The organism is Synechococcus sp. RS9916 (assembly GCF_000153825.1).
GTDB lineage: Bacteria > Cyanobacteriota > Cyanobacteriia > PCC-6307 > Cyanobiaceae > Synechococcus_C.
Genome location: NZ_DS022299.1, coordinates 2,608,367 through 2,632,344, shown reverse-complemented (window position 1 = coordinate 2,632,344; position 23,978 = coordinate 2,608,367). Strand labels below are relative to the sequence as shown.

Annotated in this window: 32 protein-coding genes; 21 read left to right on the top strand and 11 right to left on the bottom strand. The window is 52.6% G+C overall.

Going from position 1 to position 23,978, the window contains the following annotated elements:
• Nucleotides 1-3 precede the first annotated feature (3 nt).
• Both RS9916_RS14040 and RS9916_RS14035 read left to right on the top strand, forming a co-directional pair.
• Complete coding sequence (locus RS9916_RS14040; RefSeq protein ID WP_038023861.1) at nt 4-615, top strand: chromophore lyase CpcT/CpeT; 612 nt, start codon at nt 4-6, stop codon at nt 613-615.
• A 3-nt stretch (nt 616-618) separates the two neighbouring features.
• Entirely contained in the window at nt 619-924 is a 306-nt protein-coding gene (locus RS9916_RS14035) for a hypothetical protein (RefSeq protein ID WP_007099957.1), read from the top strand.
• A 1-nt stretch (nt 925) separates the two neighbouring features.
• Here the strand turns inward: RS9916_RS14035 and RS9916_RS14030 are convergent, their stop codons facing one another.
• The 3 genes from RS9916_RS14030 to RS9916_RS13215 are packed head-to-tail and all read right to left on the bottom strand — an operon-like array spanning nt 926 to nt 1,797.
• Nucleotides 926-1,147 carry a Nif11-like leader peptide family natural product precursor gene (locus RS9916_RS14030; protein WP_007099956.1) on the bottom strand — a complete coding sequence of 74 codons (222 nt, stop codon included), beginning with the start codon at nt 1,145-1,147 and terminating at the stop codon, nt 926-928.
• A gap of 33 nt (nt 1,148-1,180) precedes the next feature.
• Complete coding sequence (locus RS9916_RS14025) at nt 1,181-1,477, bottom strand: Nif11-like leader peptide family natural product precursor (RefSeq protein ID WP_071961585.1); 297 nt, start codon at nt 1,475-1,477, stop codon at nt 1,181-1,183.
• A complete protein-coding gene (locus RS9916_RS13215) occupies nt 1,477-1,797 on the bottom strand; it encodes a Nif11-like leader peptide family natural product precursor (RefSeq protein ID WP_007099954.1) in 321 nt (106 codons plus the stop codon). Before RS9916_RS13215 ends, RS9916_RS14025 begins: the two co-directional genes overlap by 1 nt.
• Nucleotides 1,798-1,920: 123 nt before the next feature.
• Here RS9916_RS13215 and RS9916_RS13210 point away from each other — a divergent pair, with 123 nt between their 5' ends.
• The 5 genes from RS9916_RS13210 (at nt 1,921) to RS9916_RS13190 (ending at nt 6,679) form a co-directional block, all read left to right on the top strand.
• Entirely contained in the window at nt 1,921-3,117 is a 1,197-nt protein-coding gene (locus tag RS9916_RS13210) for a HEAT repeat domain-containing protein (RefSeq protein WP_038024665.1), read from the top strand.
• Between the two features lie 196 nt (nt 3,118-3,313).
• On the top strand, nt 3,314-3,850 hold the full coding sequence (locus tag RS9916_RS13205) for a bleomycin hydrolase (RefSeq protein ID WP_007099952.1): 537 nt from the start codon (nt 3,314-3,316) through the stop codon (nt 3,848-3,850).
• Nucleotides 3,851-3,893: 43 nt separating this feature from the next.
• Nucleotides 3,894-4,391 carry a class 2 C-phycoerythrin subunit alpha gene (gene mpeA / locus RS9916_RS13200; protein WP_007099951.1) on the top strand — a complete coding sequence of 166 codons (498 nt, stop codon included), beginning with the start codon at nt 3,894-3,896 and terminating at the stop codon, nt 4,389-4,391.
• Between the two features lie 367 nt (nt 4,392-4,758).
• Nucleotides 4,759-5,640, top strand: a complete 882-nt coding sequence (locus RS9916_RS13195) for a phycobilisome rod-core linker polypeptide (RefSeq protein ID WP_007099950.1) — start codon at nt 4,759-4,761, stop codon at nt 5,638-5,640.
• Nucleotides 5,641-5,782: 142 nt separating this feature from the next.
• Nucleotides 5,783-6,679, top strand: coding sequence for a HEAT repeat domain-containing protein (locus RS9916_RS13190; RefSeq protein ID WP_007099949.1), 897 nt, complete (start codon nt 5,783-5,785; stop codon nt 6,677-6,679).
• Nucleotides 6,680-6,684: 5 nt separating this feature from the next.
• Here RS9916_RS13190 and RS9916_RS13185 read toward each other — a convergent pair whose 3' ends face one another.
• Together RS9916_RS13185 and RS9916_RS13180 are read right to left on the bottom strand one after the other, a co-directional pair.
• Nucleotides 6,685-7,314, bottom strand: coding sequence for a HEAT repeat domain-containing protein (locus tag RS9916_RS13185; protein ID WP_007099948.1), 630 nt, complete (start codon nt 7,312-7,314; stop codon nt 6,685-6,687).
• An 80-nt stretch (nt 7,315-7,394) separates the two neighbouring features.
• Nucleotides 7,395-8,717: a HEAT repeat domain-containing protein gene (locus tag RS9916_RS13180; protein WP_232199600.1), complete on the bottom strand. Its 1,323-nt coding sequence runs from the start codon at nt 8,715-8,717 to the stop codon at nt 7,395-7,397.
• A gap of 257 nt (nt 8,718-8,974) precedes the next feature.
• On the opposite strand from RS9916_RS13180, the gene RS9916_RS14650 reads away from it, so the two are divergent.
• Entirely contained in the window at nt 8,975-9,310 is a 336-nt protein-coding gene (locus RS9916_RS14650) for a hypothetical protein (RefSeq protein ID WP_007099946.1), read from the top strand.
• 18 nt (nt 9,311-9,328) lie between these two features.
• On the opposite strand, the gene RS9916_RS14020 is transcribed toward RS9916_RS14650, so the two are convergent.
• Nucleotides 9,329-9,754, bottom strand: a complete 426-nt coding sequence (locus RS9916_RS14020; RefSeq protein ID WP_007099945.1) for a DUF2656 family protein — start codon at nt 9,752-9,754, stop codon at nt 9,329-9,331.
• Nucleotides 9,755-9,838: 84 nt separating this feature from the next.
• Here RS9916_RS14020 and RS9916_RS13175 point away from each other — a divergent pair, with 84 nt between their 5' ends.
• Nucleotides 9,839-10,732: a HEAT repeat domain-containing protein gene (locus tag RS9916_RS13175; RefSeq protein ID WP_007099944.1), complete on the top strand. Its 894-nt coding sequence runs from the start codon at nt 9,839-9,841 to the stop codon at nt 10,730-10,732.
• Nucleotides 10,733-10,805: 73 nt separating this feature from the next.
• Here the strand turns inward: RS9916_RS13175 and cpeA are convergent, their stop codons facing one another.
• Nucleotides 10,806-11,300 carry a class 1 C-phycoerythrin subunit alpha gene (gene cpeA / locus RS9916_RS13170; RefSeq protein WP_007099943.1) on the bottom strand — a complete coding sequence of 165 codons (495 nt, stop codon included), beginning with the start codon at nt 11,298-11,300 and terminating at the stop codon, nt 10,806-10,808.
• A 51-nt stretch (nt 11,301-11,351) separates the two neighbouring features.
• Nucleotides 11,352-11,906 carry a class 1 C-phycoerythrin subunit beta gene (gene cpeB / locus RS9916_RS13165; protein ID WP_007099941.1) on the bottom strand — a complete coding sequence of 185 codons (555 nt, stop codon included), beginning with the start codon at nt 11,904-11,906 and terminating at the stop codon, nt 11,352-11,354.
• A gap of 383 nt (nt 11,907-12,289) precedes the next feature.
• On the opposite strand from cpeB, the gene RS9916_RS13155 reads away from it, so the two are divergent.
• The 9 genes from RS9916_RS13155 to RS9916_RS13115 all read left to right on the top strand — a co-directional run bounded on the left by RS9916_RS13155 (nt 12,290) and on the right by RS9916_RS13115 (nt 18,478).
• Nucleotides 12,290-12,523, top strand: a complete 234-nt coding sequence (locus RS9916_RS13155) for a hypothetical protein (protein ID WP_007099939.1) — start codon at nt 12,290-12,292, stop codon at nt 12,521-12,523.
• A 26-nt stretch (nt 12,524-12,549) separates the two neighbouring features.
• Nucleotides 12,550-13,146 (top strand): phycobiliprotein lyase, encoded by a 597-nt coding sequence (locus RS9916_RS13150; RefSeq protein ID WP_007099938.1) that lies wholly within the window; start codon nt 12,550-12,552, stop codon nt 13,144-13,146.
• Nucleotides 13,139-13,846 (top strand): 15,16-dihydrobiliverdin:ferredoxin oxidoreductase, encoded by a 708-nt coding sequence (locus RS9916_RS13145; RefSeq protein WP_007099937.1) that lies wholly within the window; start codon nt 13,139-13,141, stop codon nt 13,844-13,846. The genes RS9916_RS13150 and RS9916_RS13145 overlap by 8 nt, the downstream gene beginning before the upstream one ends.
• Nucleotides 13,843-14,619 (top strand): phycoerythrobilin:ferredoxin oxidoreductase, encoded by a 777-nt coding sequence (locus RS9916_RS13140; RefSeq protein ID WP_007099936.1) that lies wholly within the window; start codon nt 13,843-13,845, stop codon nt 14,617-14,619. Before RS9916_RS13145 ends, RS9916_RS13140 begins: the two co-directional genes overlap by 4 nt.
• A 156-nt stretch (nt 14,620-14,775) precedes the next feature.
• A complete protein-coding gene (locus tag RS9916_RS13135; protein ID WP_007099935.1) occupies nt 14,776-15,294 on the top strand; it encodes a phycocyanin subunit beta in 519 nt (172 codons plus the stop codon).
• Between the two features lie 41 nt (nt 15,295-15,335).
• Entirely contained in the window at nt 15,336-15,824 is a 489-nt protein-coding gene (gene cpcA / locus RS9916_RS13130; protein ID WP_007099934.1) for a phycocyanin subunit alpha, read from the top strand.
• Nucleotides 15,825-15,903: 79 nt separating this feature from the next.
• Nucleotides 15,904-16,497, top strand: a complete 594-nt coding sequence (locus RS9916_RS14015; RefSeq protein ID WP_007099932.1) for a chromophore lyase CpcT/CpeT — start codon at nt 15,904-15,906, stop codon at nt 16,495-16,497.
• A gap of 149 nt (nt 16,498-16,646) precedes the next feature.
• On the top strand, nt 16,647-17,990 hold the full coding sequence (locus RS9916_RS13120; RefSeq protein WP_255346335.1) for a HEAT repeat domain-containing protein: 1,344 nt from the start codon (nt 16,647-16,649) through the stop codon (nt 17,988-17,990).
• Nucleotides 17,991-17,998: 8 nt separating this feature from the next.
• Entirely contained in the window at nt 17,999-18,478 is a 480-nt protein-coding gene (locus RS9916_RS13115) for a low molecular weight protein-tyrosine-phosphatase (RefSeq protein ID WP_038023853.1), read from the top strand.
• On the opposite strand, the gene RS9916_RS13110 is transcribed toward RS9916_RS13115, so the two are convergent.
• Together RS9916_RS13110 and RS9916_RS13105 are read right to left on the bottom strand one after the other, a co-directional pair.
• Nucleotides 18,468-19,985 carry a bifunctional pantoate--beta-alanine ligase/(d)CMP kinase gene (locus RS9916_RS13110; RefSeq protein WP_007099929.1) on the bottom strand — a complete coding sequence of 506 codons (1,518 nt, stop codon included), beginning with the start codon at nt 19,983-19,985 and terminating at the stop codon, nt 18,468-18,470. The two genes, RS9916_RS13115 and RS9916_RS13110, sit on opposite strands and share 11 nt — an antisense overlap.
• Before the next feature lie 29 nt (nt 19,986-20,014).
• On the bottom strand, nt 20,015-20,608 hold the full coding sequence (locus RS9916_RS13105; protein WP_007099928.1) for a septal ring lytic transglycosylase RlpA family protein: 594 nt from the start codon (nt 20,606-20,608) through the stop codon (nt 20,015-20,017).
• A gap of 371 nt (nt 20,609-20,979) precedes the next feature.
• Between RS9916_RS13105 and purM the strand changes: the two genes are divergently transcribed.
• Together purM and RS9916_RS13095 are read left to right on the top strand one after the other, a co-directional pair.
• Complete coding sequence (gene purM, locus RS9916_RS13100; RefSeq protein ID WP_007099927.1) at nt 20,980-22,017, top strand: phosphoribosylformylglycinamidine cyclo-ligase; 1,038 nt, start codon at nt 20,980-20,982, stop codon at nt 22,015-22,017.
• 129 nt (nt 22,018-22,146) lie between these two features.
• Nucleotides 22,147-22,779 carry a hypothetical protein gene (locus RS9916_RS13095; RefSeq protein WP_007099926.1) on the top strand — a complete coding sequence of 211 codons (633 nt, stop codon included), beginning with the start codon at nt 22,147-22,149 and terminating at the stop codon, nt 22,777-22,779.
• Here the strand turns inward: RS9916_RS13095 and RS9916_RS13090 are convergent, their stop codons facing one another.
• A complete protein-coding gene (locus RS9916_RS13090) occupies nt 22,780-23,739 on the bottom strand; it encodes an aldo/keto reductase (RefSeq protein WP_038023849.1) in 960 nt (319 codons plus the stop codon).
• 71 nt (nt 23,740-23,810) lie between these two features.
• Here RS9916_RS13090 and RS9916_RS14645 point away from each other — a divergent pair, with 71 nt between their 5' ends.
• Nucleotides 23,811-23,978 carry a hypothetical protein gene (locus RS9916_RS14645; protein WP_156777557.1) on the top strand — a complete coding sequence of 56 codons (168 nt, stop codon included), beginning with the start codon at nt 23,811-23,813 and terminating at the stop codon, nt 23,976-23,978.

The following is a 23,978-nucleotide window of genomic DNA, read 5'->3' as shown; positions in this document are numbered from 1 at the left end:
AAAATGTCTCAAGTGAATATTATACGGTTCGCAAAAACGATGGCCGGGATTTTTGACAATTTTGCGCAGTCTCAGGCGAATCCAAAAGAGTTTGCTCGCATCAATATTGTATTCAGGCCGTTACCAAGGGATATCTTTAACGGACCAGGATTTTATTCTGAACAATACTACGACCACTCTCCCTGGGATCCCTATCGCCAAGGCATCCATCGCCTTACGATTAAAGAAAAGACATATGTAATGGAGAACTTTGGATTCCCAAATAAAGAAAGACTTGCAGGTGCTGGACGAGTTCCAGAACTACTGGAATCAATCAAGAAAGAAAATCTTGAGCCTCGTTGTGGATGCGCTATGCATTTTGTTGAAAGCAGACCAGGTCATTACACTGGCAATGTTGAGCCTGGGAAAAAATGTATTGTGCCTAGAGATGGGAAACTAACGTATCTGGTTAGCGAAGTCGAAGTCAATGAGGAGACCTGGATCAGTCGTGATCGGGGGTTTGATCCAGAAACAGATGAGCCCAAATGGGGTTCTGAACATGGACCACTTCGTTTTGCGAGGATTAAATCATTTTCTGAATTAATAACTGAAGAATGGGCTAGTAGAGATCCTTAAAATATGCAAGATAGCCAGAAGCAAATCAAAAGCTGGATACGATCACAACACTTGATTTGCGCGGGGACTGATTTTATTTTTGAGACAGTAGATCAAACACAACTTGAAAAATTTGAACAGTGTATTGAAAAACTTGGTGGACGGGTGAGAAGTGTAAAAGCAGTGGGAAACTGGCCCATGGGACCAAACAGATCCTTTAAAATCCTAAGGGCTACAGCAAGCGTGCCTAGACCAGGAGGTGAAGAACTTGTCACATACTGGGCAAAAAAAGGGAGCAATCAGACACGTTACTCAGAGATCAACAGCTGATTCAATCATCAAACCAACCTAACCATGTTGGCTTTGAAAAATCACTATGCTTGCTCCACTTGCGAAGAATAGCCAACGAATCTAATTTGAAACCTTTGGTTTGCGCAATAGCGATAATCTCGTCTTGATTACGTGCAGATTTAATCTCATCTCTCAAGGCTTGATCAGAACGCGCAAGCGATATAAAATTCTCAAGCAGCTGATCTTGTTCAGCATCAGACATAAGAATCGGAAGTCAAGTTGATAATTTGGGTATTCAAGACCGACCGTCTCCTGCACCCTCCATTAGCATAGCCCTCCAGGAAGACAGTTGGCGAAATGCCCAAGACCAGTGACCAGGATCAGCCAGACGAATGGACTCTTGAACGGCACTTGACTGATTCAGCAAATCTTGCTGATGCAAATCAGACCATTCGGAAACTGTAAAGTCAAATCCCTGCTGTTGTCCATAGGCAATGATTTGTTCATGCGTAGTGAGGGGCTTGAGCCCAGTGGCCAACTCATGGGAGCGGACCACAGAATCAATAAAACGCGTTAACTCATGAGAAGACATCAGCAACTCTCGATCCAAACAGCAAAATTTGCTTTTTTACAGATCAGTTGCAGCACCAACGGCCCACCAGGACAGCGAAGTAGGCGCCAGGGAATCTCTTGACTCGTAACTCCAGAATTCACCAGAATCTTAGGAGGCAGTGTTGCCTGCTCCAAAGGGATCACAGCAGCTCCTGTCAGCGTCGGATCAGCCGACTGAACGAGGTTGCGGAGGGCTTCAATATCTTCAACCTGGTTCAACTGATCCTGAAGCGCAGATTGAGAAACAATTGAATCCACAAAACGATGCAGAGCTTGTTCCACCTCAGCCGAGACAGGCATAAAACAGAAAGAATCTATACGCTACATTAGCAGATACAAGGCATATAATCCCAAAACGCCAGCGGAGTGGCAGAAAACAGTAAGATGCCAGTGGCATTTTTTAGAAAACAGCTCACATCGATCATGGCTGAACGATTCGATATTTTATTCGAAGGTCTATCAGAAGAGAAAGCGTTAGAGTTACTGAGAACAAATCCTGAAGATCTCTCCAATCCCGTCGAGAAATACACAGCGGCTACAAGGCTGGCTGCTAGTCGTAGCGAGCAATCTCTGGAAGGCTTGATTGAAGCCATTCAACTAGATCCAGAAAATCTATTCAACCGGATCACAAGGCGAAAAGTGCTGGAAGCACTGGGGAGGAGAAGAGATGCACGTGCTTTGCCTGCGCTTTTTACAGCTCTCGCGTTTGACGACGAAACATCGGTGATCAACGCGGTGGATTCGATTGCACAGATTGGAGCAGCTCTCAACAGCAATCAAAGCCAGAAGCTTCTTTGTGCACTCCGTGGCAGCGACAACCAGAAGCGTTCTGTGATTCAAACCCACACTCGTCTTGGCCTGGCCGGCGGGGAGGAGGAAATAGCAGCCCTTGAACAGGAGGAAAACCCGCTCGTGGCCGGAGCAGCACGTGCTTACGCCGCTAGGGTTCACGGTCGATTGGATCGACTCGTACCGTTGATCCATCAACTGACGGATTCCATTGCCGGAAGGCGGCGTGCAGCTGTGATCGACCTGGGTGATGCCGGGGACGTCAGCATGCTTCCCCATTTAGTGACATGCCCGGTCTCAATGCCTTTGCGGGCAAAAAGTGCCTTTCAGCTCGTCGATCCAGAAAAGACGGGCACGGTTCCTACAGCACATAGCGATCTCATCATTCAACTCCTGCAAGATGACCCCGCAATGCTTTCACTTCAAAAAGACTGGATCTGCAGCAGCAACTTGACGGAAATTGAAAAAAATTTACAGCATAGAGACGAAGGAAAACAATATGGAGGAGCATTAAGCCTCATGAATATGCCTCAAGAGCTGCAGATTGAGACAATTGATCAACTCCGCTCTCGATACTGGAGCGATTACGGAGCCAACTATCTCTTGACAGCAGTTGTTGGGCTGAAGAACGTTGAAGAGCGGAGTGATGTCGTACGCACCGCATTGGCGGAGACACTTCCGCAGTACGCGAAGTCACGCGTTGCGGCCGCTTGGGCATGCCTGAGACTCGGACTGACAGACCAAGTGGAACTTCTCAGGGACATTCAAAACACTGCGACCTGGATACCACTCAAATGGAGCTGCGAACACGCCCTTAAAGGCTTGTCATAAATACTGCAAACGCTGCGCTTTGCTTCCCCAAAACGACAGGCCCATTCGGTTCCAATTTTTTTTACATTTCGCGCTGGACTCACTTTTGCAAACTTGTGTGTCCTCACATTCCGGTTCACGCTCGTGGGCCAGCAACCAGGGGTACTGTCATTCGTGATGCGGATATGCATCCCCCCTCATAAACATTCCGATCCCCATGCTCGACGCATTCTCCCGGAAGGCCGTCTCGGCCGATTCCAGCGGTGCATTCATCGGTGGAGGCGAGCTGGCCTCTCTGAAGTCCTTCATCGCTGATGGCAACAAGCGCCTCGACGCCGTGAACGCCATCGCAGGCAACGCTGCTTGCATCGTTTCTGACGCTGTCGCTGGCATCTGCTGCGAGAACACCGGCCTGACCGCCCCTAACGGTGGCGTCTACACCAACCGCAAGATGGCTGCTTGCCTGCGCGACGGTGAGATCGTTCTTCGTTATGTGAGCTACGCCCTGCTCGCCGGCGACGCTTCCGTGCTGCAGGACCGCTGCCTGAATGGTCTTCGCGAGACCTATGCCGCTCTGGGCGTTCCCACCGGTTCCGCTTCCCGCGCCGTTGCCATCATGAAGGCCGCCGCCGGTGCTCTGATCACCAACACCAACAGCCAGCCCAAGAAGGCAGCTGTGACCCAGGGTGACTGCGCCAGCCTGTCTGCTGAAGCTGGTAGCTACTTCGACATGGTGATCAGCGCCATCAGCTGAACCAAGTCTTTTTGATCGTCCAACCCTAACTAGCTTCTAAATCATGAAGTCCGTCATCACCACCGTTGTCGGCGCAGCCGACAGTGCATCCCGCTTCCCCTCCGCCTCCGACATGGAGTCCGTGCAGGGTTCCATCCAACGCGCTGCTGCCCGTCTGGAAGCTGCTGAGAAGCTGGCCTCCAACTACGACGGCATCGCTCAGCGTGCTGTTGACGCTGTGTACGCCCAGTACCCCAACGGCGCCACCGGCCGCCAGCCTCGTAAGTGTGCCACCGAAGGCAAAGAGAAGTGCAAGCGTGACTTCGTTCACTACCTGCGTCTGATCAACTACTGCCTGGTCACCGGCGGCACCGGCCCTCTGGACGAGCTGGCCATCAACGGTCAGAAGGAAGTCTATAAGGCTCTGAGCATCGACGCTGGCACCTACGTTGCTGGTTTCGCCAACATGCGTAACGACGGTTGCTCCCCTCGCGACATGAGCCCCCAGGCTCTGACCGCCTACAACACCCTGCTCGACTACGTGATCAACTCCCTCGGCTGATCTTTCAGCTTAGCTGTTAATCACTTCGGCAATGTGAATTGGGTGGGCAATACTGCCCACCCTTTTTTTTACCGCTGGAATGAGTTCAAAACCAATCAAGCTATTCAGCTTCGGAAGGTATCAGTCCATGCCAAGAGCATTGCCGGAATAGAGGCGTGAGCCAAAACCGCCAGGGCAAAAATTCCCTTATCAAACAATTAGCCAGTTGGCTCTAATACATAAAATAAGTGTTGACAGCAAAAAGCTACCTAAAACAAGTTCTTGATGCTGCAACCTTTGTCAATGACGTAACTCTTGAGGTGCATACACAACAGCATTGATCAGGAGTGAGTCCCGACAAAAAGTAATTCTCATCCCAATTCTCATCATGCTCGGCACAGAAACCAGCCTGAAAGCCCTCACTTCAGCCACAAGAACAGGGCCCGCGTCATTCTCCACATCAAGCAAAGCTGGCAAAAACACCGTTCCTCGCACCGTTGCAGGCGCCATTGCTGAGTACAAGCGTCAGCATTGTGCTGCGATGGGGATTGGTATTGGACCAAGGCTGCACTCTGAGTGCCCCTTCGGTGTCACCTTTGATCAATACAGCCCAGAAAGCACAGCAGCACTGGAGCGTGTGATTGTTGCTGCTTACCGTCAAGTGCTCGGCAACCTCCCTCCAACAGACAACCAGCGTGAAACATCTCTGGAAGTTCGCCTGATGAATGGCGAGATCACAGTCCGTGATTTCGTGAATGGGCTAGCAAAGTCTGACTTCTACAAAGCCAACTTCTTCCATGCTGTTGGTGCTCAGCGTGGAATCGAACTGAACTACAAGCATGTGCTCGGCCGAGCTCCGTTAAATCAGGCTGAAGTTCAGGCAAGCATTAAGCTCCAAGCCGAAGAAGGCTTTGATGCTCTGATTGACAGCTTGACTGATTCAGCTGAATACACAGAAGTTTTTGGCTCTGACATCGTTCCTTACGACCGCAGTCAAGATTCCTACGCAGGTATGTTTACACGTACCTTCAACCTGATGCGTGAATTGGGTGGCACGAAGGTTGCCGTCAGTGATAATGCACAGGGGCGTAACAGCCGTACGGTGAATCCCTTGGCCATTGCAGCTCGCGAGAGTGCAAAGCCAATGCCATTCTCTTATACAGCAGTTTCTCGCACTCCGGTCAAACTGCCTCAGCAACAGTACACTGGCCACCAGACACCGAAGATGACTGACTACGTCGCCTTCCGTCCGTTCGGAGTTCACTTCTGATTTGACAGAAGTCGAATAACTCCTCAAAGGTAAGCCTCCTCTGACTACGGTCTGAGGAGGCTTTTTTAATTTCTCAAATCAAATAGATAAACAGCTAAGTCCTATCAGAATCAGCTAGAGTCTCAACAAATTAGAGTTAATAATGACCGAGCTTTCTGGAAACGCTCCAACGCTCGAGGTTGGGGAACTAACTGAAGATGAGGCCTACCAGCTGGCGGAAGCGTTGAAACTTCAACTTGCAGACCAGCAACTGCCCAGCTCAGATGAGGCCTCGATCAAAAAAATGGTGGCCGGATTGGGGGACCAACGTGGAGCCCTCCGGCTCACATTTGCGCAAAGTCTAGGCTCAGTAGGTAAAGCAGCGATCCCAATTTTGTGCGTAGCCTTGAAATCAAATCCCAATGTTGTCATCAGACGAGCATCTGCCAAAACACTCAATATCATCGGAAGTGAATTAGCACTACCGAATCTGATAGAAGCATTTGAAACTGACAATGATCCGGTCGTTCAGGGCTCATCCGCTGGAGCCATGGCGACAATTGGGATACCAGCAATCGAATCGCTACTAAAGATACTTTCAAATGATAAATGCACAGCATTTCAGGTCGGATTGATCAATCTGGCTCTAAGCTTTATCGGAGCCAAAGCACCAGATGCATTTACGACAGCCGCAAAATCAGAGAATCCGGAAATCAGGATTGCAGCCCTTACAGCATTATCCGAACAAGTCCATTCCAGTGCGAGCAAAACCGCAAAAAATATTTTACTAGAAGCATTAAAAGATGAAGAAGCAGAGGTAAGGGCAGAAGCAGCAACTATCACTGGAAAGGCATTAGAGCCAGAGGAAGCAGAAGCCGAATTAATTGCTCTGCTTATAGACAGCTCACCTCAAGTAAGGAAGAATACTGCTCTTGCGCTAATGAAAATGGAATCATTTAATTCAATCGAGGCTTTAACAGCTTCAATCAAGGGAGAGACTGACAAGCAAGTCAAAAATGTTATGAAAGTGGCACTCAACCAGCTAGAAATAAATTCATAACGCGCTCAGACAAGATTGAGACTTTCTCGACGCTCGACACTTGCCTGAGCCATTTCTCTAACCAAGCTGTCCTTATTCGTATCAGAAGCCAGCTTTTTCAAGCAGTCATGAACCAAAGGAGAGTCAAGTTCTGCTAAGGCCATTAATGCACCCTGAACATGAGCAATGTTGTCTCTTTCGCAGGCCTTGATCAGAAGGGGAATGACATGCTCTTTTTCAGAATCCTGCTTCGAAAGATGACCGAGGGTCATCAGTGCTGACTGTGCAACGACTGGATTGTCTTCATCAAGTGCCTGCTCTAGTACGTCCATCGTCTGTGGAGGGAAAGCTTGAGTCGGGAAATTCACAGAAACTTGAACAAGAGCTTTGATACAGCAGGCTTTTACTGTGCCATTATCCGTTTTTTTGAACAGCTCTAACAAGGGTGGAACACTTTGGTGACCAAGAATGCCAAGCCCCTTAACCGCGGTTCTGTAGAGCGCTGGATCTGGATCATGCAGCAAGGAGATTAGTCGAGGCATTGCTTGATCGGCATAATGTTCCGCCATGAGATTGCAAGCAGCTTCGCGAATATTCGGATTAGGATGACTAAGGTCGATAACGAGCTGATCAAACGATTGCACAGAAGAGTCCATATTAAATACTTGATTTAATCTTTCTAAATTCTAGCATTCAAAAGATCCACACCTGACGGTGACGTCATGGGAATCGTCTCTTAGCTAGCAATTGTGGTAAGAGCCAAAGCAGCTCTAGCCTGCAAAAAAATATCAGAATCTTTTTGGCTATCCATAATTAACTCTTTGATCAGATCCAAACTGGCTATGGATGAGCGCTCTAAGCACATAATGGTCACATAGCGGCAATCCCAGGAGGAGTGAATCGAACCACGAAGGAGCTGAGAACCAAGTTCAAAAAACAAATCTGGGTTAAGCCTATGAATTGCTTGAATCGCAGCTGCCCGACTTTTTTGAAACTGGGGTCTGCGATTGATCGCAGCTTGATACAACAAGTCAAGAACCCAGTCGAGAGCAGAAGGGCTCCAGTCATCTCGTGAGCCGAAAATATGCATAAAAAAGTAATGTGCACCATAATCATTATGAGCCTCCTCTTCCCATGATTTCTGCAATATTGGGATCAGACTCTCAGAAGAGTACGCTGGCAAATTCTGCATAGCCAAATAGCAACGACTAAAATCAGTATCATAAAGCTGATGAATAAGAGCCTCAGGAGGAGGAAGCACCTCATACTTATGGATAATATTTATCTTGGCAGGATCATCCCTTAGGATAGTATCAATAAATTCGAGCCATAGCTGTTCTTGAGGCAGGACTTTGGCCTTGGCAAGAATCTCTCGGCAAGCACGTATTCTGAACGCCGGCGAAACAGGAGCAGAGGCGATAGATGGAAGTACATCAATCGCGCCCCCATCGATTAGATCCTGTACGGCACATTGACGATCCATTTGATTAGGAAGCATTAAATGCTCCGTAATTTGCAACAGCATGGATTTATCACATGTGTACTGAGACACTGCTGCTATGGCAGCCCCACGAACACCAGGTCTATCGGAAGCCTGAAGTGATTGGATTGAATCAAGACTCTGCTCAATTGCAAGTCGAGACAGAGCTTGAATAAGAACCCTCTGGTTTTGAGAGTTGTCCCCTAATAAGGAAATCATCTGACGAATCAATTTCTGATCGTTGCAGCCCAATTGATCAAGTGCCCAAACAGAGTTTTCAACCAGATAAATATCTTCCGCGAAGAGGCATTGACCAATTAATGGGATTGATGATTCTGATCCCAGGCGCGCCAAAACCTCCACAGCCTTTCTTTTTGCAATCTTGACCGCCTGATCTTCCAAATCACAGATTAGGAGTGACTGAAGTGCATCCTCAGTTTCCGAACAGGGGCAATTAACCAAGTGCGCAGCCGCCATATATAAGTCACTGTTGGTCTCCAGTTCATCTATGGGCAACGAAAGAATATGACGTGCATGATCACATGTAAGCCCTGGATGGATGTTATCAAAACGGCCCACAACAACTTCAAGGTCTATTGATTCACTTAAATACTAGGCCAAGACGCGAAGCACGTCTTCACAAAAGTCAACTCAATTAACAAGAGTAGTACTTTTGTCCACAGTCGAAATGGTATAAAATCAATACAGTCAACAACTAAACAGAAATGGGTCCATTTTCAAGTCCACGCTTCAAAGTACACGTCAATGCATTAAATCGGTCTCGGCCAGGACTATCAACTCACTTCAGTCTCCCATTAAGGGGTTTATGCAATGGCATGCAAGCGATGCATAGAACCGGATATGTTATTACTGAGATGCAGCCAATATCATCACAGGACGAAACCAAATCATCTGCTTCCAATGATGGAGGAATTACGGTTAAAGCTGGAAAGGCGCTAATCAGCAAATTAACTGAAAAGACTAAAGATAGCTCCAACGAGCAAAAGCCTTCTAAGGGTCAAAGCACACTCAAAGGGAATACTTCTAAAGATGAGGAGGTAATTTTAAACGCAGGCAAGACACTAATAAACAAATTGACCGGTAAAGATGAAGAGAATACCAAAAAGAGGAAGCCTGCCCAACGGAATAGGCGGCAACGTAAAAATAAATGATCAGCTTTTCAATTACATTTAGGCTTTAAGCTCAAAAATACCATCTGCCGGTCTTGATGATTTCAGAGCATCCCAGTTAATGCTCACAAGAAATTCATCAGGATCGGCACATTCAACAAAATCAACTCCCCAGCTTCCCATCTGAAGTGGAGCTCCAGGTAACGCAGTGCTATCTTTGCGACCTCCAAGAGCTAAGAAAGAGTGAGTAACTGAATGACCTTCACTTTGGCGGAAGGCTTTCCAAGCTCTCACTAGTTCCTTGGCCATGTCATCGACAGACAAATCAGATTCAAGTTTTACCAGCCAATGTGGGTGGGCCAAAGCATCTGAAGAATAAAATTTGCTCGAATTATGCATTAATCCCTTTGCTAACTCATGAGATGAAAAATCAGGAGTAAGGGGGGACTTCAACTGGAGGTTATGAGAAATAACGAAAACTGTCATGGCCTGGGGCTATGGTTGGTGATAACTTGATCAGGGCAAACGCAAGGCTATGAAGCTAGCAACCAATTTTCATCAAAAGGCATAATGGAGATTCGAGAGAACACCTCTTCTGAAGCGCAACTCAGCGAAGAAGAAGCCCTTGATCTGGCTACTCATCTCAAAGAGAGACTTAGAGCCGGATTGCCGATTGACTCTGATCCAGACTCAATCGCGACCATGATAGCTGGGCTCGGGGATTCCCGAGGACTACTACGTCGTAGTTTTTCGGGTGGCCTTGGATCTGTTGGCAAGGCTGCTGTTCCTGCTTTATGCCAAGCGATGAAGCATAGCCCTCAAGTCACTGTAAGAAGAGCAGCTGCTAAAACACTGACTTTAATTAAGGATCCTTCCAGTCTTCCCGATTTACTTTCGACATTTCTTTCTGATACTGACTCAGTTGTTCAAGGATCAACCATGGGCGCCATGGCTTCAATGGGGGATCAATCTGTAGAAGCAATCCTGAGCATTATTGCAGCTCCAGAAAGCACAGAAATGCAGATTGGTCTGGCAAATTGGGCGCTAACTCTTATTGGAGACCGAGCACCTCAAGTACTTCGACAAGCCGCCACATCAGAGAATCCCAACATAAGAAAGGCATCAATTTCTGCATTAGGAAGCCAAATACAAAATCTTGATGCTGAAGACGATAAACAACTTTTTCTCAATGCACTTAGCGATCCTTATGCTGAAATTCGTGCAGAAGCAGTTACGCTCATAGGAAAATTTGACGACACAAAGATTGCCGTAAAGCTTGTGATGCCCAAACTTGCAGATTCGGACCCTTGGGTACGCAAGAATAGCGCACTTTCATTGATGAAATTACGGGACACTTCTGCGCTAAACGCTCTTCAAGAGAGGGCAAAAAATGAAGATGATGATGTTGTCCTAAGTGTATTAAAACTTGCCATTAATCAGCTAACAAGAGCTGAGGGTGGCTAGCAGAGCCAACATTTTTGGTCACAAAAGAAGGGGGCGAAAGCCCCCTTCTCCCCTGAAGCTATGAGCCTCTAAATCAAGAAAGAGCGTTGATCAGGTAATCAATGTAGCTCTTATACTCGTTCAGAGCCTGGGGGCTCATATCACGAGGAGCGCAAGCACGGTCGCGGGTGTAAATGAGTGCCTCAACATAAGGACCAGTAGGCAGTCCGAGGGAGCGATACACCTCACGAGCACCAGCGATGCCCCACTCGTCGAGAGGGCCGGTGCCGCCGACGACCAGGCAGTAGTTGATCAGACGCAGGTAGTGGCCGAGATCGCGGTAGCACTTGTCAACCTTGATCTGGCTGTCGCCAGCCTCACCGGGCTGCTTCAGATAGGCGTACTTGTTGAAGCAAGCATCGCCAGCTTCGCGGGTCACCTTGTCCAGACCGGCAGCCAGCTTTTCAGCAGCTTCCAGACGAGCAGCAGCGCGCTGGATGTTGCCCTGAACGGCTTCGAGGTCGTTCTGGGAGGGGAAGCGACCAGCTGCGTCAGCAGCGGTCACAACGGTGGTCACGACAGACTTCATTGTTGGATTCCTGGTGATGAATGGGGTCGAAGAAGAAGGTCAGCAGACCGATCAGGAGACGGCTCCGATCACGCGATCGAAGTAAGAGCCGGCTTCAGCAACCAGGGCAGAGCAATCGCCTTGGGTCGTTTCCATCTTGCGGAAGCGCTTACCACCTGAAGCAGGGGAGTTGGTCTCACCAATAAGAGCTGTTGAAGCAGCCTTCATGATGGCCACAGCACGGGCAGCAGACTGAGTGGGCACACCCAGTGCGATGTAGGTCTCCTTGAGACCATTGAGGCAGCGGTCATCCAGAACGGAAGCGTCGCCGGCAAGCAGGGCGTAGCTGATGTAGCGGAGAACGATCTCACCATCACGCAGGCAAGCAGCCATGCGGCGGTTGGGATAGCAGTTGCCACCAGCCTGGATCAGGCCGGTGTTCTCGCAGATCATGCCGGTCACTGCATCAGAAACGATGCAGGAGGCGTTGGAGGTGATGGCATTGACTGCGTCTAAGCGCTTGTTGCCACTCTGGACATAGGAGCGCAGACCAGCGAGGTCACTACCACCAACAGGTGCAGTTTTGGCGTCAGCGCTGACGACCGAACGGGAGAATGCGTCGAGCATTGTGGGCCAGACAGTTTTGCAGGGGGAGGCTTCTAGTGCAGTGAGGTGATCGCCGAGCCTGCCCTAAAAAAGGAAAGGAGTTGTACCGACGACCATTGACCCCAATGGGGTGAAGCGCTTTGACAAGCTAACCAGGGTCTGCCAAGCCGTGGCCTGGGATCTGATGATCACGCAAGAGTTCGTCACCTTTCAGCCTCGGATCACTCAGATCAAGACAAAACAGAAGACAGAGCCAGTGCCGAGGCTGGGCACTGCAAAGGGGGTACAACACGACGAGATCAATCCAGACTCACGACATCCAAGTCACCAATCACAACGCAAGAGCCTGGCCCATGACAACCAGTAGTAAGGTGCAACGATGATTTTCTGGGCCTATCACCAGGATGACAGAGCAAACTGACCAGGCACCAACCGTTCAAGAACTGCAGGAATCCATAGACGAATTATCTGCTTATCGTGAGCGACTCTACAATGATGTAATTGGACTCGGCAAAAAACTACGACTTTCACAGAAAAAGATCGATGCAACCATAAACGAACATCCAGAACTCACCAGGATAGACGAAGTTCTAGGCCAGCTCAAACAACAAAGGGACTTCCAAGTCAAAAACCAATGAGAGGAATGGCCACTCCACCGAGAACGATGGCTGATTTCTTCGAGGCCAGCAGGGGAACATGGATGATTCGACGAGTGGTTCACCACCTCGACAGTCAAGACGACGAATCTGGGGACTCCAATCTAATTATCGAACCCTTCGAGAATAGCGACCCTGTTGTCGAGAATGTATGCGAATCGCTGCGTGTCAATCGCCAAGACACTGCTGGGGGAGCAAGGTTCTGGTGGGAAAGCAATCTGATGCAAGAGACTCGAAATGATGACTATGCAGCAGTAGTCGTTAATGCACCAAACCCTCAAGACGCCAGCAGAGGATTTTTGCTTCGCGACGTTGGATATGTCGAGAAAAAAGCTGTTGTCAGTACTTACGCATTCTCCGACGATGGGATTTTGACAATCAAGACCCGCTATGACACAAACGTTGGAATTGAGCGGTGCTGGTTTGTTAATGATCAGATCAGGATGCGCGTGAGTTCGGTGCAGTTCCTTAACGGAGTCGCCATGACAACCTATTGCACTGAATTTCGCTGTCCAACTCAGGCTGATATTGCTGAGATTGCAGCAGCAGCGAGAGCGCAGGCTGATGCACCAGCGTCGGACGTTCCGGAGCTAAATCGTGTTTGATCCCTTTCTCGACGAACTGCATCAAAGCATCACTTCAAGAGGAGGACTTCCACTTCAGGTCCCGACTGGTCTTGAAGAATGCCGTTCAGCCAAGGGCAACAGCGTGATCCGCAGTTGGCTGTGGCAAGTACCAGGCTTTCGACGGTGGCGCGTTACCAGACTCGACGCGGGCGAGAGCCTGCAGGTGTTGAATTCCGTTGCCTACCCCGACCACGACTTCGACCACCCACTGATGGGCGTTGATCTGCTCTGGTTTGGAGCACGTCAGAAACTTGTTGCGGTGCTGGACTTTCAACCGTTGGTCCAGGATGCTGATTACCTTGATCGATACTTCACCGGACTAAAGAACCTAAACGCACAATTTCCCGATCTCAATGGAGAAGAAACCATGCGTTCCTTCGACCCAAATCAATATTTCTCCTCATGGTTACTCTTCTGTCGTGGAGGGGCTGACCAAGCTGACAGCTCACTTCCACCTGCCTTCAGTTCCTTCCTCAAGGCCTACTGGAAGCTTCACGACGATGCTTGCAATGGCACGGCTTCCATTCCTCCCGATGAAGTCAAGCGTCTGCAGGAGAACTACGACATTTACAGCGCAGAAAGAGATCCTGCCCATGGTTTATTCACCAGTCATTTCGGCAAAGAGTGGTCCGATCGATTCCTGCACGAATTTCTCTTCCCCGCCAGTCAGCCCGCATGAGCCTTCCTCTCCGCACGTCGAGTCTTGATCCTGTCCAGATCCCAGGATGGCGCTGGCAGCCTTTTCTCGACACCGCCGTTACGGCGATGGCCTCGCTTCAGCCGAAGGCCTATCCGATCGAGGAACGGTTTCTGCAGAAAGAGGGCAGCACTGGATCGAAGGCGAAACCCATTCCGGTTACCACCGCAACCTGGGCCTGTTCAACTGAAAAACTGCGCCAAGTGCGCTGTGCCTGCGTTGAAGCCGGTGGCGCTGCATCGGTTCTCAATTTCGTGATCAATCCAAGCTGTCGTTTTGATCTTCCGTTTTTTGGCGCCGATCTGGTGACGCTGCCCAACGGGCACCTGCTCGCCCTTGACCTGCAGCCTGTCAACAAGACAGATCCAGATCACACAAGTCCGGTTTGGGAACGGCTGATGCCACTGTTCGAGCACTGGCGCGCCGAACTACCCGATGGGGGTCCCATTCCTGACGAGGCACAGCCGTATTTCTCACCTGCCTTTCTCTGGACCCGGATCCCGCTAGGGGAGGAGGGCGATGCGCTGATTGAACGTGTGATCCGTCCGGCCTTCACAGATTACCTGCAGCTCTACCTCGCGTTGGTAGAGGAAGCGGAGCCTGTCGACGATGACCGTGCGGGACTTCTGCTCTCGGGCCAGAAGCGTTATACGGCCTATCGCTCCGAGAAGGATCCGGCCCGCGGGATGTTGACTCGCTTCTATGGCAGCGAATGGACGGAGTCGTACATCCACGGAGTACTGTTCGATCTCTAAGCGACCCAATCGCCAACTTCCTTGTTACCGCAAGGGAGTTAAGCATTATGAACAGCTTTCGGAGGGCATCCGGCTTGTTGGTCCAGAATCACGGGCGACGGGATGAAGGCAATAGCCTTTTTCCATCTCATCTCAGTCTGAGAAAGGACAACAACCATGTTCGACGCCTTCACTAAGGTTGTCGCCCAGGCCGACGCCCGGGGACAATTCATCAACACCAGCGAGATCGATGCCCTCGCTGCCATGGTTTCCGACAGCAACAAGCGTCTGGATGCTGTTAATCGAATCTCCAGCAACGCTTCCACCATCGTTGCTTCTGCCGCTCGCAACCTGTTCGCTCAGCAGCCCGCGCTGATCGCACCAGGCGGCAACGCCTACACCTCCCGCCGTATGGCTGCCTGCCTGCGCGACATGGAGATCATCCTTCGCTACGTCACCTACTCAGCCTTCACCGGTGATGCGTCCGTGATGGAAGACCGCTGCCTCAATGGTCTGCGGGAGACCTACCTGGCTCTGGGCACCCCCGGCGCATCTGTCGCCGCTGGCGTGAACCTGATGAAAGAAGCCGCCCTGGACATCATCAACGACAAGGCTGGCATCACCTCTGGTGACTGCGCTTCCCTCAGCAGCGAGATCGGCACCTACTTCGACCGCGCCGCCGCCTCTGTCGCCTGATCGGCCCCTGGATTCGACGTCATTAATCCTCTCTCAGATTCATGAAAACCCCCCTCACCGAAGCTGTTGCAGCAGCTGATTCTCAGGGCCGCTTCCTGAGCAACACCGAAGTTCAGGCTGCCTCCGGTCGTTTCAACCGTGCCAAGGCCAGCCTCGAAGCCGCCAAGGCTCTCACCAGCATGGCTGATTCCTTGGTGAACGGCGCAGCTCAAGCTGTTTACACCAAGTTCCCCTACACCACCCAAATGGAGGGGCCCAACTACTCAGCAACTCCCGAAGGCAAAGCCAAGTGCTCCCGTGACGTGGGCTACTACCTGCGGATGATCACCTACTGCCTGGTTGCTGGTGGTACTGGCCCCATGGATGACTACCTGATTGCAGGTCTGGACGAGATCAACCGCACCTTCGAGCTTTCTCCAACCTGGTACGTGGAAGCTCTGAGGCACATCAAGTCCAACCACGGCCTTTCTGGCGACGCTGCCACTGAAGCCAACAGCTACATTGATTACGCCATCAATGCTCTGACCTGATTGGTTAGAACACCACTCTGTGAGCCCTCCTTATGGAGGGCTTTTTTATTGTTCATACAGCTTGAGCAAGGATTCTAAAATGACATCAACGGTGCAGAACTTTCTCAGCTTGCTTTGCGGCGAATACAGCAATCAGCAACAAGCCTTGGACAATCCGCCTTTCTTTGCACATATTTTTCTGAGATATCGCCCTTTAGAGCATCTCCAACCAGGGTCTATTTTGCTAGAACAAAGCTATGCAGTTAACCCAAGCCATCCTTACAGACTACGCATGATCAGAGCAGAGGAACAATCGCCTGGAATTATCAAGTTGTGGAACCATAGCTTCCGCGAGCCATCAAGGTTTGCCACTGCAAGCTTTGACAAAAAATGTCGGCAGACCATTCGAGACAGCGACCTCATCTGCCTTGACCAATGCCATTACCAAGTCCAAAACAAAACCGACGGATATTATGGATCTATCGAACCAGGATGTCAGTGTCTTGTCAATCGAAATGGTCAAGAAACACTCCTGGTCAGCACTTTTCACCTCCAGGAGGACACGTTGAAGACTCTTGATCGTGGTCATGACCCAAAAACCAATGAAAGACTTTGGGGATCCATTGCAGGCGAATTTCGATTCAGACGAACACAATCATGGGAAGCGAAGTGGGACCAAGATAGTCCCACATAAGCACAAGCATAAAAGCCATCTGGCAAGCGCCCGAATCAGTGGGGGCAAGCCTATAGAATAAACCTCAGGTTTTGTTATACAAAACTCAATTGATTCCAATTAACTCAGTCACAGCCGCTCTTGAAGCCCTCGATCACCCAGACGCGGGCGTGCGATACCACGGAGCCTGGTGGCTTGGCAAGCACAGAGTCGTGGAGGCTGTACCGAAACTCGTGAATTGCCTGAGCGACAAAAGGGAGATCACAACCGCAGGAGGCTATCCCCTGAGACGACAGGCAGCTCGCTCTCTTGGAATGATCAAAGACTCACGCTGTATACCAGAGCTTCTTAAAACTCTGGAAACAGATGATATTAAATTACACGAAGCAACACTTAGGGCCCTAATTGAATTCAAAAGCGAGGAATGCACAGACTCACTCATTAACTACCTTGAGCGCGACATTCCCAATAAGCCATTAGAAGCGCTTATAGAAGCTTTGGCGGAACACAAACTGTGGAGAACTTCAGAAAAGATTCAACCTTATCTTGACAACGAGTCGGAGAGAATCGCCAGCTCGGCAGCAGCTTTTTTCTACAGCCGCACTGGCGAAATAAACTATTTAAACAAAGTCATCTCACTTCTTGATCATCAGAATCGCTTCATTAGACAATCTGCTGCATTCGACCTGGCCCGGATAGGAACAATCAAGGCAGCAGATCCAATCCTGAATGCCAAAATCCCTAACAATGTCAAGATGTTTGCCATCAAGGCCATCTTGAACAAATCACTCAGCAAGACAAATCAGACAGATTTCATTCCAGAAATAGAACTCGAATCAATTCACTGCTCTCTTTTTAAAGCACTTGATAGTCTCGCTAGAGATAATTTTTCGGGCAACCTATTGATTGAGCAAGACAATCAAATACAAGAGACCTGCCTGGAAAATAATTTAACAGTAAGCGATCTACTTTCACACGCATTTAAGAATCTTCGATCACCATCCTTGGCGAGCCGAGAAGCAGGCATCAAACAACTCATCCATGGTGCTGATCATTCCCAAATCAATCTACAAGATCTGTACTTCTCAGAATCGGATCAAGACATCAAAATGGGACTAATAAAAGCAATGGCCGAACTAAAAAAACCCCATTATGCAAACGCATTTATTGATGCTATTGGAGTCGAAATTGGCAATCATTGCCAAGGCAACATACGTCGCGTCGCTGCATGCGCCCTTGGAGACATCGCTTGGGACGAAAAAGTTCCATCACAATCAACACATTCGATTGTCCAAAAACTGGAATGGACACTTCAGTCACCTGAAGACTGGGGATTACGCTACAGCGCATGCCTGGCACTAGAAGGAATTGGCAACTCCAACTCTGTTAAAATTCTAAGTGAAGCCAAAGCGAAAGAAACAGATCCAGTCCTTTCCAGGCGCCTTGAGAATGCATTACTAGAATCAAAAAATAAGCTGCCTATCCATCAAGCCGAGAACAAAACACTTCTCTAAAAACAATCATGAAAATACTCTTCGTCTGCCTCGGCAACATCTGCCGATCCCCTGCTGCAGAAGGCGTTTTTCTACATCTACTAAATCAACAGGGACTGAGTAAGCACTTCATCGTTGACTCCGCCGGTACCGGCAGCTGGCATGTGGGCAACAAGGCCGACCCACGCATGCGTGCTGCGGCCGAACGACGCGGAATTCACCTGCCGAGTCGCGCCAGGCAGATCGAATTGGATGATTTCAGTCGCTTCGATCTGGTGCTGACCATGGACAGCGACAACCTGCGCAACGTGCGCAGCCTGGCCAAGGAGGCGGGGAACAACGCCACAGCAACGATCCGCCCGATGCTCAGTTACGCCCGATCAACCGAGATCAGCGATGTACCGGATCCCTATTACGGCGGGGAGCAGGGGTTTGAGCAGGTGCTCGACCTGCTGGAGGATGCCTGCTCCGGGCTGATCGAGGAGATTAAGCCCCAGATCAGGCGCTAGGGCGAGGCCAAGCTTCTGCGGGCACTTTGAGGCGAAACAGATCCTCGAGGGCATCGATCACCGCCTCAATCGCCATGCCATCGGTGATCACTTCCGTGGCGTCATGGGCTTGCACCAGGGGAGCCACCTCACGGGTGCTGTCGAGATGGTCCCGCTCCACGATCTGCGATTCAAGCTCCGCCAAGGCCGGAACCTCAAAGCCACGTCGCTCCAGATCCACAGCCCTTCGGCGAGCACGCTCAGCGGGCGTGGCGGTGAGGAACACCTTGAGTTCGGCATGGGGGAACACCGCCGTGCCGATGTCTCGACCCTCGGCAACAAGACCGCCACGCTCACCCATGCGCTGCTGCTGAGCAGTGAGCAGAGCTCGCACGCAGGCATGGGCAGCCACCACCGACACCTTGGCCGTCACCCGGGGATCACGAATCACGTCGGTGACGTCGTTGCCGTTGACCCGTACGGCTTGCACACCATCGCGAAGAGGATCCAACTCCACCTCCAGCCCCTGGAGGCTGGGCGCCACAGCTGCTGCATCCGCAGGATCAAGCCCCTGCTCCAACACCCACCAGGTCACAGCGCGATACATCGCCCCTGTATCGAGGTATAGAAGCCCCATGCGCTCCGCAAAGGCGCGGGTCACAGTGCTTTTGCCAGCACCGGCTGGGCCGTCGATGGCGACGATGGGCGAACGAGTCATCAGAACGGTGTGATCAATCAAACGGGTCGATCCGCATCGCGCCGCCACAGCCAGCAACCGACAGGTCTGATCGGCTGCAGCGGGTTGCAACGTGCTGGGATCCACCACCTCTACATAGTCAACTTCAAACCCCGCCGAGGTCAGGGCGTTCGTCAAAGCTGCCGTATTCAGATCGCGGGATCCGCTTTGAACAGCGGCGGCCTCCTGCTGCAACAGACGGGGCAACACTGCGGCCTGATGGCGCTGATCAGGCGTGAGGTAACGATTGCGCGAGCTGCTGGCCAACCCATCCAGTTCCCGCACCGTGGGACACCCCATCACACGCACAGGTAAGCCAAGAGCCTTCACCAGGTGGCGAAGGATGGTGAGCTGTTGCCAGTCCTTCTCTCCCAGCACAAGCACTGACGGGCGAACGAGTGACAGCAACCGGGTCACCACCGTGGCGACACCATCAAAATGGCCTGGGCGACTCGCACCGCAGAGATGCTGCTGCAGTCTCTGCGGCACCTGCAGGCGAAACACCTGTTCCGGGCCCTCGGGATAGATCTGCGCATCGGTCGGACACCACAGCGCATCGACTCCGGCCTGAGCCGCCACAAGGCAATCGGCGTTGAGATCCCGGGGATACTGCTCAAAATCCTCCCCAGCACCGAACTGAAGAGGATTGACGTAAACACTGGCCAGAACCGCACACGGATCGATGCTGACGGCACGGGCGTGGGCCATCAAGCGCCCATGCCCCTGGTGCAGACCGCCCATGGTGGGAACGAAATGCACCGGCTTGGCCTGCTGAGCGCGCCAATGGTGCAATTCAGAGAGTGTTCTGAGAACCTGAACGGTCAGCGAAGCACCTCAAGGCGAACCTGAGCGATGCCACTGGCGACCAAGCCCAGCTTGTTTGCTGCACCATGGGCAAGATCAATCACCCGATGACCAATAAAAGGGCCGCGGTCGTTGATCCGCACCACGGTGGATCGTCCGTTCCAGAGATTGGTGACACGAACCTTGGTGCCGAAAGGCAGCGTCCGGTGGGCAGCGGTGAGGGTTCCGGGTCGAAACACTTCCCCATTGGCCGTGCGATTGCCATAGAAGCCGGGTCCATACCAACTGGCTTCTCCTGTGCTCACCGAGATCACACGAGGCTGTGGGATGGGCGGTGCAGGGGGTTGAACGGGTTGTGGCGCAACGGCTGTGTCTTCTGTTGGGGTCTCAGGAGACGCAACGGCGCCAGACTCGAGTTCCTCAGCCTTGGCGCTGCCAGAGTCGGTCTCCGTGACTGAGGCGGAACCGAAAGGATCCAGAGGCTGGGCCAGCACCGCGTCAAGCGATTCACGCACGGCGTCGGAATCCAGCTCGCGGGCCAGAACGGGAAGAAGGGCGAAGCCACTGGAGGCCATCCCTGCAACGAGCAGAAGAGAGAAAGGTGAACGCATGCCGGGCGACTGTCCCGGTGATCGAGCGGGGGGAAACTTGGTCACCCCTGCCAGCGATCAGTTGATCCAGCAATGGATCAACAAAGAACCAGCCTTAGCGAGCAAAAAGTCTTGCGAAACTTAAGGAGAATCAGCCGAGTCGAACAGCCACCCTCGACGCAGTCGTCCCGAATCGGGGCAGGGAGTTGATCGTTGGAATACCAGCACTGACCTGGCGCGGCAAGACCTGCGGACAGCCGTCTCCAATCAGACCAGCTAATTCCCAAAACAAGAGGCGCTTATTCGAGGGATGGACGCTGGCGCAATTGGCACGGGCCCCATGGGGAGAGAGGATCAGAACAAGCGCGAATCGGGGCAGACCCGCGTCCGACATGGATTACAAAACCGCTGGTGTGGATGTAGAGGCAGGACGGGCCTTCGTCGGAAGGATTCGCTCAAGCGTGGAAGCGACCTTTCGACCTGAGGTTGTTGGCGGCCTTGGAGGATTTGGGGGAATGATGCGCCTGCCTGCCGGCATGCGCAGGCCACTGCTCGTCTCCGGCACGGACGGCGTGGGCACCAAGCTTGAGTTAGCCCAAGACCATGGCCAACACCACAACGTGGGCATCGACCTGGTGGCGATGTGCGTCAACGACGTGATCACCTCTGGAGCCGCCCCCCTGTTCTTTCTCGATTACATGGCCACTGGGGCCCTGAGCCCTGAGGCCATGGCGCAGGTCGTGGAGGGAATTGCCGACGGATGCCGGCAAAGCGGCTGCTCTCTCCTGGGTGGTGAGACGGCGGAAATGCCTGGTTTTTATCCAGCGGGTCGCTACGACCTCGCGGGCTTCTGCGTAGCTGTAGTCGAGGAAGACGAGGTGATTGACGGCCGCACGATCCAAGCCGGCGATCAGATCATTGGCATCACCAGCAACGGCGTGCACAGCAATGGCTTCAGCCTTGTGCGCAGAGTGCTGGCCATGGCCAACGCCGACGCCAGCACCACCTTTGGCCCGGAACAACTCCCACTCGTTGATGCCCTGCTCGCCCCCACACAGCTGTATGGCGAGTTGGTGAAGTCATTGCTGGCCGCCCAGCTGCCGATTCACGGGATGGCCCACATCACCGGCGGTGGCATTCCTGAAAACCTCCCCCGCTGCCTCCCCACAGGACTGCGTGCACGCATCTCGCCCACCAACTGGCCCCGTCCGGAGCTGTTCAAGTGGCTTCAGCAGAACGGCGAGATCCCCGAACGAGATCTTTGGCACACCTTCAACATGGGCATTGGCTTCTGCCTGGTGCTGCCGGACCATGCCGTTTCCCAGGCCCTGTCGCTCTGTCAATCGCTGAAGCTCTCCGCCTGGCAGATCGGCGACGTGCAGACAGCAGCGTCGACCTCAACAGATGGGGTGGATGGGCTGCCAGCCTGAACCCAGCAGGCCGGCCAGATCAAACGACGTTTCAACTGGCCAATTTGACCAGCCAATCGCCGTAACATCACCTCGAAGCTTTGTTGCGTCGCCTACGCAACATCCGCGCCGTTACATCTCCTTAGTTGAATGCCTTTCGATAAACCCCAGCGCACCACCCGCAGACGTTCGTCTGCGGGACCGGTTCCGCCGCGTCGCCCTGTTATTTCCAATCACGACCGCGGACACACCAGCCGCCAAGGCCCCCGACCCACATTTCTGGCCCTCAAGGACCACGGCAAGGTGTTTGTGGCCGACATGCCCCATCTCTCCGATGGCCAGCTGACCCACATCAGCAAGGAAGCCGAAGAGGTGCTGGCTAGCCTTGAAAGGCGGATCAGCGAACTGGAGGCTGGATCCTCGATCGCGCAACCCGAACGCGACACCTTGATCAAGGCCTGCACCAAACGCGATGTCACCCATCGCTTCTTGAGGGCCATTCACGACGAGCAGGAACACCGGCGCAACAACCCCGCAGTGCGCAACGCAGCCAATGAGTCGCTGCCCCGCACCTTCCTGGAGATCGCCCGTCATCGCCTCCCTGGGGCCACGTTTGATTCCCTTCTGCAGGAAGCCTTGGCGGCCTGTGAACAGCAACGCGAGCAAACCGAACAGCCCACACCGACCCCAACGGGGCCTGTGAAGGTGGTCGCGCTGCCCCATCCGACATCCACCCTTCCCGTCGTGGTCAGTCCTGACCCTGAACCCGGAGAAGCGGTCTAGCTAGGCGCTCATGAATGGATTGGCGGGCATCCTGGTCCGGCAATCCAGGGCCAAACCATCAAGGTCCTGACGCTCTCCATCACTGAGCATCCAGGCCAGTGCGGCCACCGCATCCCTGGCCTGGTGAACGCGCCGCAATCCAGGCAAGGGCATCGCGCCATGGGAGCGACACCAGTTGAGAGCCACCTGGGCCTGAGACACCTGACGCTCCTGGGCAATGGATGCCATGCACTGACGCAAGCCATCACTCGCCGGCAACAGACGGCGGAAGAGACGGCTGCGCAACTGCGTACAGGCCGGCGGAGTCGCCCCAGGTGCCACAGCCAGCACACCGAGAGCCAAAGGGCTATAGGCCAGCAGATCAATCCCCAACTCGGCGCAGACTGACTTCAAGCCTGCGGACTGAATTGCATCCGGGGCCAGCAATGACAGCTGCACCTGCACGCTGCGCAAGGGCACGCCCCGCGCAGCCAACCGAGCATGCAGAGCCCTCAAACGCTTCGGGCCCAGATTCGACACTCCCAGTTCAGCCACACGCCCTCGCTCCACAAGGTCGGCCAGACCATCCAGCAACGGCCCCTCCTGCCAAGGGGCATAACGCGCCGTACTCCAGTGCAACTGCACCCTCTGAAGCTGGCCAGCGAGACGCTCCTGACTGGCGTCAAACGCCCGATCGAATCCCCTCCGTCCGAGCCGCCAAGGGAACGGCGCCAATTTGGTGGCAACCGTCAAACGCGACCGCAAGGTTGGATCCCTGGCGCGGAGGATCGCTCCCAACAAGGCCTCACTACGGCCGTTGAAACGACCTGTGCCATAGGAATCAGCCGTATCCACCAACGACAGCCCCCCTTGCGCCGCCACCTCGAGTGTCTGGGCGAGCTCAGGGTCATCCCGGTCAGGGTCATAGCCCCAAAGCAACTGATTGCCCCACGACCAGGTGCCGAAGCCGATTCCGGTCACACCGTTCTTTCCTGCTGGCCGCCATGATCGCCTGACGAACAGGAAGCAGCGCAGCAGCACTTCAAAGCGAGATGTCCCGAGAGCACGACCACCCCTCCAGTTCCCACCCGACAGCGACACCTGCCGCCGCAGAACAACCGACTGAGCCCTCCTCTCCCGTGCTCTGCCCCCATTGCAAGCGCACCGCAGACAATGGGATCCGCTGCCAGGGCATCTGTGTGGCCGACAGCGAGTATTGA